General features: G+C 38.6%; 12 protein-coding genes. 1 reads left to right on the top strand and 11 read right to left on the bottom strand.

Going from position 1 to position 15,369, the window contains the following annotated elements:
* Positions 1–145 precede the first annotated feature (145 nt).
* The 11 genes from LPAF129_RS05395 to LPAF129_RS05345 all read right to left on the bottom strand — a co-directional run bounded on the left by LPAF129_RS05395 (position 146) and on the right by LPAF129_RS05345 (position 14,129).
* Positions 146–1,486 carry a M20/M25/M40 family metallo-hydrolase gene (locus LPAF129_RS05395; RefSeq protein ID WP_244055139.1) on the bottom strand — a complete coding sequence of 447 codons (1,341 nt, stop codon included), beginning with the start codon at positions 1,484–1,486 and terminating at the stop codon, positions 146–148.
* Positions 1,487–1,648: 162 nt separating this feature from the next.
* Complete coding sequence (locus LPAF129_RS05390; RefSeq protein ID WP_244055138.1) at positions 1,649–3,262, bottom strand: peptide ABC transporter substrate-binding protein; 1,614 nt, start codon at positions 3,260–3,262, stop codon at positions 1,649–1,651.
* 704 nt (positions 3,263–3,966) lie between these two features.
* Positions 3,967–4,869, bottom strand: coding sequence for a proline iminopeptidase-family hydrolase (locus LPAF129_RS05385; RefSeq protein ID WP_244055137.1), 903 nt, complete (start codon positions 4,867–4,869; stop codon positions 3,967–3,969).
* Positions 4,870–5,712 (bottom strand): M55 family metallopeptidase, encoded by an 843-nt coding sequence (locus tag LPAF129_RS05380; RefSeq protein WP_244055136.1) that lies wholly within the window; start codon positions 5,710–5,712, stop codon positions 4,870–4,872.
* 38 nt (positions 5,713–5,750) lie between these two features.
* Positions 5,751–7,373 carry a peptide ABC transporter substrate-binding protein gene (locus tag LPAF129_RS05375; protein ID WP_244055135.1) on the bottom strand — a complete coding sequence of 541 codons (1,623 nt, stop codon included), beginning with the start codon at positions 7,371–7,373 and terminating at the stop codon, positions 5,751–5,753.
* Between the two features lie 154 nt (positions 7,374–7,527).
* A complete protein-coding gene (locus tag LPAF129_RS05370) occupies positions 7,528–8,508 on the bottom strand; it encodes a YhdH/YhfP family quinone oxidoreductase (RefSeq protein ID WP_244055134.1) in 981 nt (326 codons plus the stop codon).
* 96 nt (positions 8,509–8,604) lie between these two features.
* Positions 8,605–9,936: an acetyl-CoA hydrolase/transferase family protein gene (locus tag LPAF129_RS05365; protein WP_244055133.1), complete on the bottom strand. Its 1,332-nt coding sequence runs from the start codon at positions 9,934–9,936 to the stop codon at positions 8,605–8,607.
* A gap of 161 nt (positions 9,937–10,097) precedes the next feature.
* Positions 10,098–10,883 (bottom strand): enoyl-CoA hydratase-related protein, encoded by a 786-nt coding sequence (locus tag LPAF129_RS05360; RefSeq protein ID WP_244055132.1) that lies wholly within the window; start codon positions 10,881–10,883, stop codon positions 10,098–10,100.
* Positions 10,884–10,904: 21 nt separating this feature from the next.
* On the bottom strand, positions 10,905–11,756 hold the full coding sequence (locus tag LPAF129_RS05355) for a 3-hydroxyacyl-CoA dehydrogenase NAD-binding domain-containing protein (protein ID WP_244055131.1): 852 nt from the start codon (positions 11,754–11,756) through the stop codon (positions 10,905–10,907).
* Entirely contained in the window at positions 11,746–12,903 is a 1,158-nt protein-coding gene (locus LPAF129_RS05350; RefSeq protein WP_244055130.1) for an acyl-CoA dehydrogenase family protein, read from the bottom strand. The genes LPAF129_RS05355 and LPAF129_RS05350 overlap by 11 nt, the downstream gene beginning before the upstream one ends.
* A gap of 44 nt (positions 12,904–12,947) precedes the next feature.
* Positions 12,948–14,129, bottom strand: a complete 1,182-nt coding sequence (locus LPAF129_RS05345) for an acetyl-CoA C-acetyltransferase (RefSeq protein ID WP_244055129.1) — start codon at positions 14,127–14,129, stop codon at positions 12,948–12,950.
* Positions 14,130–14,417: 288 nt separating this feature from the next.
* Here LPAF129_RS05345 and LPAF129_RS05340 point away from each other — a divergent pair, with 288 nt between their 5' ends.
* Entirely contained in the window at positions 14,418–15,317 is a 900-nt protein-coding gene (locus LPAF129_RS05340) for a LysR family transcriptional regulator (RefSeq protein ID WP_244055128.1), read from the top strand.
* The last annotated feature ends 52 nt before the right edge of the window (positions 15,318–15,369 follow it).

Genomic DNA, 15,369 nt, shown 5'->3' with positions numbered 1-15,369 from the left:
CTAAAGAGCTCTCTGCTCAGTTTTTTAGACAAGTTCTGTGAAACAGAAAGTTCCGCTTATCTAGGCTTCGTCTTCAATGCCAAAAACGCATTAAAGGCCAAGATTAGATAATACTTGTCGCTTAATCATCTCACTTCACTCTCTGTTATTTCTGCCCGTATTCTTCCAACAAACGGTACATAAACCAACTGCCGTCACGGAAATCTTGGTCACGAATATGTTCGTTTGGTCCATGAGGTCCATTACCACTATAACCAATCCCAACCGACACTAGCGGCAAGTCGAGTTCTTCAACAAACTGCGCCCCGGGGCCTGTTCCAGCGGAGTTAGGCACAATTGAAATTCCATCTGTACCATAAACTTCTTGAGCAATCGCGATGTTTAGTTTGACAAACTCATCCTCAAGCGATGTTCTGGAAGGATCTTCGCCCACCTGGTACTTCAATTTAATGTCTTCAAAGCCATGTGCATCTAAGTGTTGGCGAATTAGTTCATAAATCTTCGTTGGGCGTTGATCGGGCACCAAACGGCAGTCAAATTTGGCTTGCGCCTGACGCGGAATCACCGTCTTTACCCCCGGTCCCGTATAACCAGCATTGATGCCATTGATGGTCATAGTTGTCCCATTCGTTAATTCTTGCAGTGGCTGGTCAGTTACCAAAGGCGTTTTCAAGCCAAACTGTTTTTTGACTTCTGCTTCATTAAATTCCATTTCTTCCAACGCCTTTTGGGCAGCTGGTTCCAATGGTTTAATATCATCGTAATAACCGTCAACGAGAATTTTGCCATTAGCGTCCTTTAATGAATTTAATGCCTGTACTAGGCGCCAAGCTGCATTATCTGCGTAACTTGCCAGCGAAGAATGAAGGTCTGTTTCCGCTGTTTCAACTTCCATGTCAAACGACAAGATTCCCTTCAAACCAGCAGTAATCTTAAACTTCTCATCTTCATCTTTACCGCCGCCTTCCCAAATACAGGCTTCAGCAGTGAGTTCTTCTTGATGTGCATGAACATAATCTTGAATGGTTGGACTGCCAACTTCTTCTTGCCCTTCCACGATAAACTTCAGGTTCAGTGGTAAACCGCCATGTTCAGCGAAGTATTGCACCAAAATCAAACGTGAAATCAACTCACCTTTGTCATCGGCAACTCCACGGGCATACAATTTACCATTCTTAGCTGTTGGTTCAAAGGGCTCTGACTCCCATTCATCCAGTGGTTCCGGGGGCTGGACGTCATAGTGATTATAAAACAAGAGCGTTTGGTCACTCTTACCGGCAAATTCCGCATACAAGACAGGGTTACCACCTAGTTCATGCCACTGTTTGACCTCAACGGCACCAAGCGCAGTGAACTTATCAGTCAACCACTGTACAGTTTCATCGATTCCAGTATCCTGGGCAGAAATTCCAGGGATGCGGAGGTAATCGTAATAATCTGGCAAATGTTGCATCATATAATCTTTAACTTCTTGTTCTTTAGTCATCTAAGATGTCCTTCTTTCTTTTTAATCACAGAGCGGAGTAAAGTGGTTAACTCCCGAGCATATCTGAGCCTAGTCTTTAATGCGCTTTTGGCATTGAAGACTGGGCTGGGATAGGCGGAAGGAGTTGCTTTACGGAGCTCGACTAACATTCACAAAGTGTCTCTATTTCCAATAAGCATGTTTATACTGAACATCGGTGACCAAGCCATACTTGATTCCGCCCAACTTAGGGTTCACCAATTTGCCTTCCGCTGGCTGATACAGTGGAACCAAGCCTTTAACTTCCATTAAACGCCGGTTAGCCTTGACCAAGTTATCGTAGCGGGCTTGTCCGTCTGTCTGAGCAGCTTTTTGCAAACTAGCATTGAATGGTTGGTCCTTCCAATTGGTAAAGTTAATTGGCTTATCAGCGGCTGCGAGGCTCAAGAAATCAGCTGAATCCAACCAGCGGGTCGTCCAACCTAAGAGGTTAATTTGATATTTCTTATCAAACGAACGACTAACATGTTGGGCATGTGGCAGAGATGAAACAGTTACTTTCAAACCAGGGAAATTCTTTTCAGCAGCAGACTGAATGTATGTCCCCACGTGCTTGTCTTCATCAGTGTCATCAACCAACAAATCTAAGGTTACCTGTTTTTTACCCTGCTCTGCCAAATATTTCTTCCAGTAGCTTTGAGCTTTTTTGACATCGGTTGGTACCAAGTTACCTAGATCCTGTGCCATATCCTGGTGTGTTTGTGGATTTTTCTGGTCACCCTGTGGAATCAAGTTCTTAGCGGGCTTTGAGCCATCCTGTAACACATTTTTGGCAATCGTCTGGCGATTGATCACATAAGAAAAGGCTTGGCGCAAATTCTCGGATGAGGTTTCTTTAGCCTCTGAGTTAAAGGTCAAATATGTCATGCGGCCTAACATGCGATGGCGCAAAGCTGAATCATTGGCGTGACCTTTAACGTATTGGCCGGTCAACGTTGCTTCATCCAGTTTTTTAGTCTGGAAGAGGTTAGCGGCAGTATTTTGTTCCTTAGTGACTTTCACTACCACTTTGTTGATCTTAACTTTGTTAGCATTCCAATAACGGGGATTTTTCTGGTAGGTCCACGAATTATTCGTGCCTTTCCACCCTTTCAACTGGTAAGCGCCATTTGTCATCAGTTTCTGTGAAGAAGTTCCGTACTCTTTACCATACTTCTCAACAGTTTTTTGATTCAAAGGATAATAAGCAGTTGCCGCTAAGTAGTTAAACCAGGGTGTTTTGCGGGCAAAATCGATTTGCAACCGATGTTTTCCCAATGCCTTGATTCCCACTGCGCTCGGAGGCAGTTCCTTATTTTGGACTGCCTCAAAGTTTTGAATGTTATCGTAGGCAGAAACATTTTGAGCACTAGTCTTTGGGTCAGCGATCCGCCGGAACGAGTAAACAAAATCATTAGCAGTGACTGGCTGCCCGTTTGCCCATTTAGCACTCTTTTTCAACTCCAGCGTATAGCGTTTGCCATCATTGGTTGGTTTAACGATTTTTTTCGCCACACCCGGCACCACTTTATTATTCTTATCAAATGCATAGAGTCCCTCCATCACCTGTCGAATCACGCTACTACTGTTCGTGTCAGCAGATTTGTTAGGATCAGCGGTCATTGGCTCACTTGGAAGCATGACGTGTAATGGTTGGTCTTTGGGGGTACCTTTAGCTTGTGACTGACCACAGCCAGTTAAGAGGAACAAGCCTCCTAACGCTACGATCACCTGTGCAAAACTTTTCTTCTGACTCATCATACTTCCATCTCCTTTAACTAATAGTTTTAGAACGTGAGTTGGCCAACTCTGTGCAAAATAAAAGATTAAAAACAAGGTGGAGTGAAGCGGGAGAAAACGAGCATTATCGGAGCCTGACCTTTAATGCGCTTCTGGCATTGAAGGCCGGGCTTGGATAAGCGGAACTTTCTGTTTCACGGAACTCGACTAAGAAAAACAAGGTGGAGCAAAGCGGTTAACTCCCGAGCACTATCGGAGCCCAGCCTTTAATGCGTTTTTGGCATTGAAGGTTGGGATTGGATAGGCGCAAGGAGCTGCTTTGCGGAACCGGACTAGGAAAAGAGAATAAAAAAGCGCACCCTTTTAGAAAGAATTCTTCCTAAAAGGGCGCGCTGCGCGGTACCACCTTTGTTCGCTAATTAAAGCCTTAGTACAAACGGTAACTATCAATGATAATTACGATTTGCTGCATGGTTAACGGATGCTTTCCGATCAACCGTCGTTAATTACGGTCAATAAACTCCAAAGATAAAATTTCTCACCGCTGACCCTGCCCGCTTCTAGTAATACGAGCTCTCTGTTAGTCATCAACTTAGATACTGGTTCTTTTTCAACGTTTTTTCTAATCTTTTATTTATTTAAATTTAATGTTAACATAGAAAATTCATTTGTCAACCAAAAACCAAAACTAAATTTGAAAGGATTTTTAATTTCTTTCTTCCTTACTTTCCAACAATAAACTGACCTAGAACTGTAAAATATTCTGTGGGATTATCAATCATTGAACAATGTGCTGCATCAGCAATAATGTGCAACTCACTATTAGGCAAACGTTGATCCATCGCCACAGCTTCATCAAGATCCATCGAATCATCCGCACCAAAAATCAAACAAGTTGGAGTGGTAATATCTTTTAACTGATCCTTAACACTCCAATCCGCCAGTGTTCCTTTTACTACAAACTCATTATCACCCTGGAAATAGTGGTAAAGAAAAGCATTTTTGGTCGGAATTAAATGCTTAGTCGAATTTTCTGGATGTTTGATAATATGCCGGTAGTTTAAGCGGTTAATATTTTGACGGTAACGTTCATTATCATAGTTTTGCTGGGCCTCACATTCTTCCATAAACTGAACTTCGTCTGAGCCAAGAAGTTCCAAACGCTGGCGGTTAATATTTTTAACGTAACTGGCGATATCGTCTGTCATGTCACTAATAATCGCCCCTTTTAAGGCTGAACCATACTTGAGCGCATACTCTTGAACTAAGATTCCACCCCATGAATGGCCCAACAAGAAGAAATCTTCTAAGCCAAGTAACTGACGAACTTCTTCAACTTCATCCACGAAGTATTCGATTTTCGCATATTTATCAACATTTTCTTGGATGGAAAAATCAGGATGTTCTGAATAATACGACCCTAATTGATCATACATATAAACTTCAGTATCATACTTCGCCAAATTTTTGCCAAACTCCTCAAATAATTCATGGTCTGAACCTGGTCCGCCATGCAAACACAGTAATTTATGCTGGCCTTGACCCAGCTTTTGTGCCCAAAGATGATACCCATTTTTCAAAGTTAAAATTTTGACTTCTGCTTCGATGCCTCTTCGACCTCCCACTTAATTTTGTGTGTTTCCCAAAGCAACTAACGCCAAAATCGTATTCAAAGTATCATGCATACTATCAGCGTGGGTTTGAATTGTCCGTCCATCCAGTCGCTCAACAGCAGGCAATTGTGCAATCGTATCGGCTTGAGCTGTAGTGTAAAGTTGCATTTTCAACTCTGCTGGGGTTTCATATTTGAGTAGTTCAGTCTCCTGAGCTGACTTGCTGAGAACTTCTTTGACAGCAGCAATAGTGTCTGCGCGCACTTTTTTCTTGGGATAACTCCAGGCTGCATAGCGTGACAATGATTTCTTAGTTTCCACAAACTTAACTTGAGGAAACATCTTTTCATCATGTAACTGTTCCTTCAAACCTGAATCGCCAACTACCAATGTCACTGGCACACCCATCTCAGCAGCATAAGCCGCATTAATTGTTGTTTCGTTTTGATATTGGCCATTGATCCAGATTTTGTAAGCAGCCCTAGCACTATAACCGTGATCCATGTTACCAGCCTGTTTACCAATTCCTGCATGGTAACCCACGAAGAAGACTTGGTCGAAGCTTTCATCTAGCGTGCTCATCATATACTCTGGTCGTGGAAATCCACTGATCAGGCTGACCCTGTCATCAAAATCAGTCAAACGATTATACGAAAGATTGGTCCCCTTAGAATGTGAATCAGCAATCACGATTTCTTCAATTTCATCGTTTTTATCAGACTGCTGAATTCCCTCCAACACCCACTCAATTTGTTGGTTATAGAGTTCTCGGAAAATCACCGAATCCTGATTTTCCATGTCAAAATTAATAATACCTGCAATCCCTTCAATGTCTGTAGAAATATAAATCTTCATCTTTCAGCCTCCATCTGTTCAAAAGTAAAACCTGCGTTTTATTTATACGATGCATCCTTATAGTAAGGTTGCCCCAAAGGTCCAAGCATCATGCCTTTCAAGTTAGGATCTTTTAAATAAACCTGCGAAATATAGAAAAGTGGTGCAATTGGTGCTTGTTCAACTGCAATTTTATTGGCAGCTTCCATGTTGTCCCACCGTTTTTGTTCATCTAATGCATATTTATCATTCGCATCTTTGATCAGCTGATCATATTCACTATTCGACCACTTTCCATTATTATTGTTGTTATTGGTCATCAATAAGTTTAAGAAGTCAGTTGGATCAGCGTAAACTGGGGTCCAGCCACTCAAGACCGTGTCAAAATCGCCACTATTTTGCTTGCTTAAACGACTGTTAAATGGAACTGCGGCTACTCTAACTTTCAAATTTTTGAAGGTCGTTTCAAATTGTGATTGTAGATATTCATCAACTTGTTTGGCAGTCTCTGTATTACTCGACAGAATCGAGAATTCAGCTGAAGTCATACCCAACTCTTTCAAGCCTTCCGCCCACAATTTTTGCGCCTTAGTTTTATTATTCTGAACTAATTGACCGGCCTGTTTAGCAAAATCTTTTCCAGTCTTACTGTTGTTAAACCCATATGGCACATAGCCCGTAGCAGGCAGTGACTGATCTTGTAAGACGTGCTTCGTTAGTTTGTTAGAATCAACTGCCATTGCCAAGGCTTGTCGTACTTTCTGGTTGGCAAACAGCTTGTTTTCTTTCACATTAAAGACTAAGTACTGGTTACCTGGTATCTTACGTACAGTTAAATCTTGGTCTTTTTTCAAATTTTTGACCGTTGAGCCAGAAATTTGTGTGAACTGAATCTTTTTAGCTTGATATTGCTGGACCATTGTTTGCTCTGTCTTATAGACCTTTACGTTAACCTTGTCTAACTGAACATGTTTAGCGTTCCAGTAATCCTTATTCTTAACATATGACCATTCACCATTCGAGCCATTCCAGCCTTTCAAAGTAAAGGCGCCATTGTATAAGGTATGTTCAGCATCTGTCCCATATTTCTTACCTTGCTTTTCCACGTATGGTTGATAAAGTGGGAATGAAGCGGAAACTGCTAAAATCGAGGGAAAATAAGGCATGGCTCGATCTAAAGTTACTTCAAGCTTGTATTTACCATTGGCTTTAATTCCAAGAGAAGATGGTGCTTTTTTGCCATTGGCAATTGCTTGGTAGTTTTTAACCCCATCAAAGTAATAGCTTTGTGGTGATTTAGTCTTAGGATCAACTGTCCTTCGCCAAGAGTACACAAAGTCTTTCGCAGTAACTGGTTTGCCATTACTCCACTTAGCATCTTTTCGTAAATTAAAGACATACTTTTTCCCGTGATCAGTTGCTTTAGGCTTATTAGTTGACAACGCTGGCTTAACTCCACCCTTAGCAGTAAAGTCATATAAGCCTTCCCCCACCTGTTCCATCACATCTGAAGAAGTATTATCCATTGCCAAAGAAACATCGACACTTGAGAGTTCTGAATTAAGTGCCACACTAATTTCTTTTTTAGAGTCATTTGCTTTTTTTGATCCACATCCTGCCACTAAGACCAGTAATGAACTCAACATGATAATTGATGTCGTCAACTTTAAATTTTTTAGCATGTAAGCGCCTCCCCTTTCCATTAGAATTATACGTGATAAATTAGATTAATCAACATTTATTTTAACTAATGTTTAATTTTAAGAATTAACATTTAGGTCCATACAAAAAAGCGGCAAATCCCATTATGAACAGAATTTACCGCCTTTTTTATTTTTAGCTAATTTTAACGATTGTACGACCAAGATGCTGACCCGCCTGTAGCTTTTGTAAAACGTCTTTGACTTCGACCAATGTAACCTCATCAACTACTAGCTGATCCGTCACCCGCCACTCAGTTGCTAACTTATTCCAAATGGCTGCCTTTTGTAACAGCGCTGGTGCTACAGAGTCAATCCCAAAGAGCGAGACTCCCCGCAAAATAAATGGTAACACGGAAGTTGTCAGTTGGTTACCGCCAACATTACCACAGACACTCATTGCCCCGCTATTCTTTAACATCGCTAATAGTGCGGCGGTCACATCACCTCCCACTGTATCTAAAACATAGTCAAAGGTCTGGTGCTGCAACGGTCGACCCACTTTCAATGTAGCAGCGTCTAAGACCTCTGTTGCTCCCAAATCCTGTGCAACTTGAACCTGTTGTGGTTTTCGAATCAGTGCCGTTAAATTCTGGTAACCTAAATTAGCCAGAATCTTAGTCGCAATGCTCCCGACTCCCCCAGTTGCACCGGTCACTAACACTTGATCCGTCGGCTGCATTCCTGCTTGTAATAAAGCATTCACTGACAAACCAGCAGTTAAGCCAGCAGTACCGTATGTCATCGCATCTCTAGTAGATAATCCAGCCGGCAATTTTAACACCCATTCCGCTGGAAGTTTAGCATATTGAGATAGCCCACCATCGTGGCTAACACCTAACCCATAGCCCGTACTCAAAACCTGGTCACCTGGTTGAAAATCAGGTACCGCTGAAGAAACAACCGTCCCAGCCAAATCAATTCCAGGGATTAATGGGTAATTACGGATTACACCTCCATGCGGTTGAAATGCTAACATATCCTTATAGTTCAACGAAGAGTACTCAACCTGGATCAAAACATCACCTGCAGTTAAGTCTTCTAGATTTAAGTCAACTAATTCTCCACTTACATTCTCATCTTCTTTTTGAACAACATAAGCACTAAATTTTTGCATCAAACAGACTCCTTTATTAACATATTTTGGTGTTTTCTAGAAAAAAATTCGTACCTGACAAAGTTTAACTGCCTGGTACGAATCTCACAGCTTATACTAAGCAATGCTTAACTTTTTTTCTGCTTCCGCCTCCACATCATCAATATAGTTCATTTCAATCGCTTTGTTGATGAGCTCTTCTCTAAACTTTGGAGCAGCAACAGAAATAAGTTCTCTCACACGTTCGCTAGTTGTTTTATTTTTTAAATGTGCCACCCCATATTCTGTAACAAGCATATCAACGTCATTTTTATGTGTACTTGTTGGAGACCCCTGGGTAATTGTTGGTACAATAGTAGAAACAGTATCTTTGACAGCGGTTGAATACATGCAAACAATTCCACGGCCATTTACCGATAAATTAACACCCTTGGCAAAATCAGATTGTCCTCCGGTTGATGAATAATATCTATTTCCAATTCTTTCAGATGAAACTTGTCCAAGAAAATCAATTTCAACTCCAGAATTAATAGACACAAAGTTATCATTTTCAGCAATATATTTTAAGCCATTTGAGATATCGCTAGGAACCATTAAAACATCTTTATTATGATCCATAAAAGCATATAGACTAGCTGGACCAAATGCAAATGTTGCTACTGAAGCACCTTTAAAGTTCTGCTTCTTTTTATTTGTTAAGACTCCTCTTTCATGAAGAAGCTGTGCTTTTGCAGTAAACATCTCACTGTGCAAACCAAGATCTTTTTTATCAACTAAGTTGTTCATAACAGCATTTGGCATTGCACCAATGCCGACCTGAATCGTATCACCATCATGAATCATATCAGCAATATATTCACCAATCTTATTATCTTTTTCGTTTAATTGTGGTTCAGGAGCACTAGGTATCATTTCATGATTTTCAATTAAAGCATCAACTTGGCTAATATGAATAAAATTATCAATACCATACGTGTATGGCATATTCTCATTCACTTCAAGGATAATTTTTTTTGCGTTTTTAATTTGAGAACCAAAGTATGAAACACCGACTCCTAACGAAAAGTATCCCTCTTCATCCATTGGAGAAACAGTTGCTATTAATACAGGTTCTGGTTCACGTTCCTTTAGAATATTTGGTATTTCTGAAAAATGTGATGGTACCAGTTCTGTTTTACCACTATTAAATGCCTTTCTATCCATACCAGATAAAAAGAAAGAAATTTGTCTCAACTTTTCTTTTGGCAAGTCAAGCGATGGATTCATTGACAGCATAGTATATAAGCGATTTCCTTCAAGGTTATCGTAATTACCCAAAGCCTGATGAATTGCACTAGGCTCACCCGCACCTAAGGGATAAATAATGCCATCACCGGGTTCAATTTCTTTAACAGCTTCATCAGCAGTAGTAAGTTTTTGTTTATAAAGTTCTTCAAATTCTGTAGCCATTTTATTTCCCCGTTTCTTTTTTACTCAACTTTTACAATTTAAATTTTACAATTCAACTATAACCGTTAACAAAAAACAATATCATTATTAGTGATATTCATTTAATACAATCACGTTCAGCGAAACGCTTACATTTAATTCAAAAGTAAAGGCTGAAAATACTACTTATTCTGAAATACAGCTTTTCTCTTTTCTGAGAAAGCCTGCATGCCTTCTTTTTGATCTTCTGTGGCAAATAATAAACCAAAAGTATTTTCCTCAAGTTTGATAGCCTGATCAAGTGAAATTTCAGCACCTTCATTAATAACAGACTTAGCATTCTGAACAGCTAAAGGAGCATTTCCGATAATACGTTCAGCCATCTTATAAGTCTCTTCAAGTAAGTGATTAGGTTCAACAACCTTATTGAATAAGCCAACACGTAAAGCTTCATCAACCTTGACGTTTCTAGCGGTTAAAATATATTCTTTAGCTTTAGCTGGACCTATTGCTCGCGATAATCTTTGCGTAGCACCAAATCCAGGAATAATCCCTAACCCAACTTCAGGTTGCCCGATTTTTGCATTGGTTGAGGCAATACGAATATCGCAAGCCAAAGCCAGCTCTAATCCGCCTCCTAAAGCATATCCATTAACAGCCGCAATAACAGGTTGTTTCAACTTTGATAATTTGATAAAAATCTCATTCCCTAATTTCGAAAATTCTTGACCTTGAACGGCATTTTTACTAGCCATTTCTTTAATATCCGCACCAGCAACGAAAGCTTTATCTCCCGCACCAGTTATCACAACAACTTGTGCATCCTGGCTGGCAATAATTTCATCAAGTGCTTGATCAATTTCTTGCAGTACCTTTGTATTCAGAGCGTTCATCGCTTTGGGACGGTTAATTATAAGTGTGGCAACATTATTTTTTATTCCTAACAAAATGGTTTGGTAATCTGCCATTTTCAGCACTCCTAATCTTGTTTATTCATAATTATAAAAACCATGACCTGTTTTACGGCCAAGCATTCCCGCCTCAACATGTTTAACTAACAATGGTGCGGGACGATATTTAGTATCGCCAAAATTAGCTGATAGCGTTTGCATAATTGACAGTACCACATCAAGTCCAATAAAATCTGCTAACTCTAATGGTCCCATTGGAACATTTGACCCTAATCTCATAGCTTCATCGACTTGTTCTGCACTTGCAATGCCTTCTTCCAATACACAAATACCCTCATTAATCATTGGAATCAAAATTCTGTTAACCACGAAACCAGCAGAATCTTTTGCCATAATAACCGTTTTATCCAAAGACTCCCCAACTTTTTGAACAACTTGAATAGTTTCTTGTGAAGTGGTCAAACCAATATTTAACTCAATCAATTTCATTGCATGTACCGGATTAAAGAAATGCAATCCAATAACTTGTGTATGACGTTTTGTTGCACCAGCAATTTTAGTAATAGATATTGAAGAAGTATTCGATGCTAAAATTGCTTCTTTAGGTGCGACTTCGTCTAATTCTTTAAAGATGCTTAATTTAATTTTTTCATTTTCTGTAGCTGCTTCAACAACAAGATCAATATCTGCAGCATCATCATAAGAAACTGATGGCGTTAAATGTGTCATAATTTCTTCAAATTCTTGTTGCTCCAATCGGCCTTTTTCAACTTGATGTTGTAAACCTTTAGAAATAATTTCTAGTCTGTTGTCAACAAATTCTTGTTTAATATCGTTTAATTTTACATTATAGCCTGCTTCGGCAAATGCTTGAGCGATTCCGCCGCCCATTTGACCTGCACCAACAACCATTACATTTTTAATTTCCACTGTACTTTTCTCCTCTATTATCAATCCAATGTTTAGCAATTGTTTCCTTTTGTGATCTTGAAGAGCCACCATAAATTGCAGTTATTTTTGCATCACGCACATATCTTTCAATCTCACTATCCTTCATGTAACCATAACCACCGGTCAGCTGTATCACTGTTTCTGTGGTCTCTATAGCAACATTAGCAGTTAATAATTTCGCCATGGCAACATCAACAGTGTTTTGTGGATCTGTTAAAATAATTTGTCGTGTAAAAGCCTCTGCAGAATAAATACTTGCTCTAAGATCAGCCATTTTATACTGAATATCTTGATTATCTATTAAACGATTGCCAAACTTCCTTACCAAGCATAAATAATCCATCCCTTTTTCAAAAGAACCTTGAGAAATGCCTAATGCTTGAAGGGACACTGCTAATTTCATCAAGTTAAGCACACTTTTTACCTGATGCGAACCTTTAGTAACTCCGCCTAATAAACTATTTCTATCAAGTTTAACCTTATTTAAATCAACAGAAGCGACTGGTAAAGACCTGACCCCCATTTTATTCATCGGTTCATTGACAACCAATCCTTCTTGGTTTCTATCTATAATAAAGATTCCCGTATCTACACTGTTGTTTAACCGTTGAACTTTAGCAACGATAAAAAACACATCAGCAATAGGGGCATCAGAAAGATACTTTTTTCTACCACTAATTTCCCAACCATCATCTGTTTCCCAGGCAATTGTTTTTAGTTCTGGATTAAAGTGACTGTCATCTGATTCTTCAGATAGACCAAATGCTCCAATTTTCTTTCCGCTAACAAGTTCTCCTAAATATTTTTCCTTTTGCTCTTTAGTGCCAAACTTGTTTAGAGGATGAATCGCATAAAAACCCTGTGTTAATAAAATACTAGCAAGTGAAGCAAATTTTTTTGAAATGATCCGGATAATTTCTAAAAACACTGCCAAATCAAGCTTGTCATTAGAAAGCAAGAAAGAAAAAACGTTTTGTTCAAGGAGAGGTGACAGAAATTCTTGAGGGAATTCTCCTGTTTCATCAAAATATTTTGCTTCTTTCGTTAATTTGTCATTAGTATATGCAACGACCTGATTAATTAACGCTCTTTTCTTAGTATCAAATAATTCATCAAAAGTTTTCATTTTATAGGTACCTTTCCACATAGTGATGGGTTAAAATCATTAAATTAGCGTTTGACAATGATTGAGTTTCCTTGTCCACCACCAATGCATAGCGTTGCTAGACCAGTCTTAACATTTCTTTTTTCCATTTCATGAAGTAAAGTAACAATGATTCTTGCACCACTAGCACCAATTGGATGTCCTAATGCGATCGCACCACCATTAACATTAACAATATCTGTATTCAACCCTAATTCTTGATTAACACAAACAGCTTCAGCTGCAAATGCTTCGTTTGATTCAATTAAGTCTAAATCAGCAACTGTCAAATTAGCTTTCTTTAAAGCCTTTCTCGTTGCTGGAATTGGACCTGTACCCATAATTCTAGGATCAACACCAGCAGTCGCATATGATGCAACCGTCGCAAGAGGTTTTAATCCTAGTTTCTCAGCCTTTTCTTTTGACATCAAAATCAGAATGGCAGCAGCATCGTTAATGCCGGATGAATTACCAGCTGTCACAGTCCCACCATCTTTTTTAAATGCTGGCCGTAATTTTTGTAAGGATTCCATTGTTTGACCGAATCTTGGACCTTCATCCTGGTCAACTATCAAATCGTCGCCCTTACGCTGTGGTACACTGATTGGAACAATTTCATCTTTAAATTTTCCTGCTTTGATCGCTGCTTCTGCTCGATGTTGGCTTTGACATGCAAATTCATCTTGTGTTTCACGTGAAATTCCAAATTTCTCAGAAATATTTTCTGCTGTGATCCCCATGTGGTATTTGTAAAAAGCATCTGATAACCCATCATTGATCAATGTATCGATTGTTTCACCATGACCCATTCGGCCACCCCACCGATAATCTCTCAAAACATATGGTGATTGGCTCATATTTTCTGCACCACCAACGGCCACTACTTCATTATCTCCGGCCATGATAGACTGGACACCTAACATGACTGTTTTAGCACCAGATCCACAAACTTGGTTAACTGAAAATGCTGGGACTTCTTTAGGCAATCCTGCATGCATTGAAATCTGACGAGCAACATTTTGTCCTAACCCGCCACTCAAAACATTTCCTAAGATAACTTCATCAAATTCTTTCGGGTCCAAATTTAATCTTTCATACGATTCTTTAAGAACTTTTGCTCCTAAATCTACTGCTGATACATTTTTAAATGCTCCTCCAAATTTACCAACTGCAGATCTTAAAGCAGAAACAATTACAACTTCTGTCAAAATATTTCCTCCTAAGTTAATCACTATATTTATAGCATCCGTTCAAAAATGTTTAAAAGTAAGCGTTAACTTAACACGCTTTTATTTTACTAACTTTTACTCAGGAAATAAACAGAAATCGCTCTCTTTGCCGTTATAACAACTTATTGGAGGTATTAGAAAAACTTATAGGCTTCTGAAATTATGATATTTTTAAAGAAAATATGCTTCATATCTCTAATACGAGTTATGAAAAAAAACAAAAATAAGCTAAAATAAAACTATATTATTAAAACAGGAGGCAACAACATGGACATTATCCAATTAGGTTATTTTATAAACATAGTTGAATGCGATTATAATTTATCGCTTGCTTCTAAAAAAATCCATATTAGTCAATCTGCTCTCAGCCAATTTATTTCCAATTTTGAATATGATAACGATATTCTTTTATTTCATAGGAAAAAAGGACGTTTATCTTCCCTCACTCGTGCTGGTGAAAAAATTTATGAATACGGTTTAAGAATCATCGCTCAATATGAAAAGATGGAAGAAATGGTTCGAATCGAATCCTTAAAACAAAAAGGAACTATCAGAATAGGTATCCCTTCCTTAATCCTCCGCGTCTATTTTTCTAAATTTTTTCCAACATTGCTAAAAAAAAGACCAGAGGCCCAGTTAGAAATCACTGAAGGAGGAAGTAATGGGATACGTCGAAAGTTAATCAATGATGAAATTGACATTGCCATCTTAATTGAACCAACTAACTTAGACACTAAAAATTATGAACAACATGTCATACAAATTGATGAAATGTCAGCTTTTATGGATAAAAATCATCCTCTTGCTCAAAAAGACGTAATAAGCTGGAAAGATCTTAAAAAATATCCACTTGGAACATTCAATAAGGATTTCATGACCTATTCTTTACTGGAAGATGAATTAGCGGCAAATAATTTAAAAAATCAAATAACTTTCACTTCATCTTCATGGGATTATTTAATTGATATAACTAAAGCAACAGATGTCGTATCTATTATTCCACGACCTGTAGAAAAATATATTGATAAAGATTATTTTTCCTGTAAAAAATTCAAAAATTATATTCCGTTTAACTTTCACCTTTGCAGACCGATAAAAAACAAATATAGCGCAATCGAAAACTACGTCTTCAATGATATTATCGACCATTTTTACCAGCCACTCTAAAATTTAAACATAGAAAAAAGGACCTGAAATTTTCAGATCCTTTTTATATGAA

This window comes from Ligilactobacillus pabuli (assembly GCF_022836475.1).
In the GTDB taxonomy this organism is placed as follows: Bacteria; Bacillota; Bacilli; order Lactobacillales; family Lactobacillaceae; genus Ligilactobacillus; species Ligilactobacillus pabuli.
The sequence above is the reverse complement of the archived record's forward strand: the minus strand, read 5'-3'. Positions and strand labels throughout refer to the sequence as shown.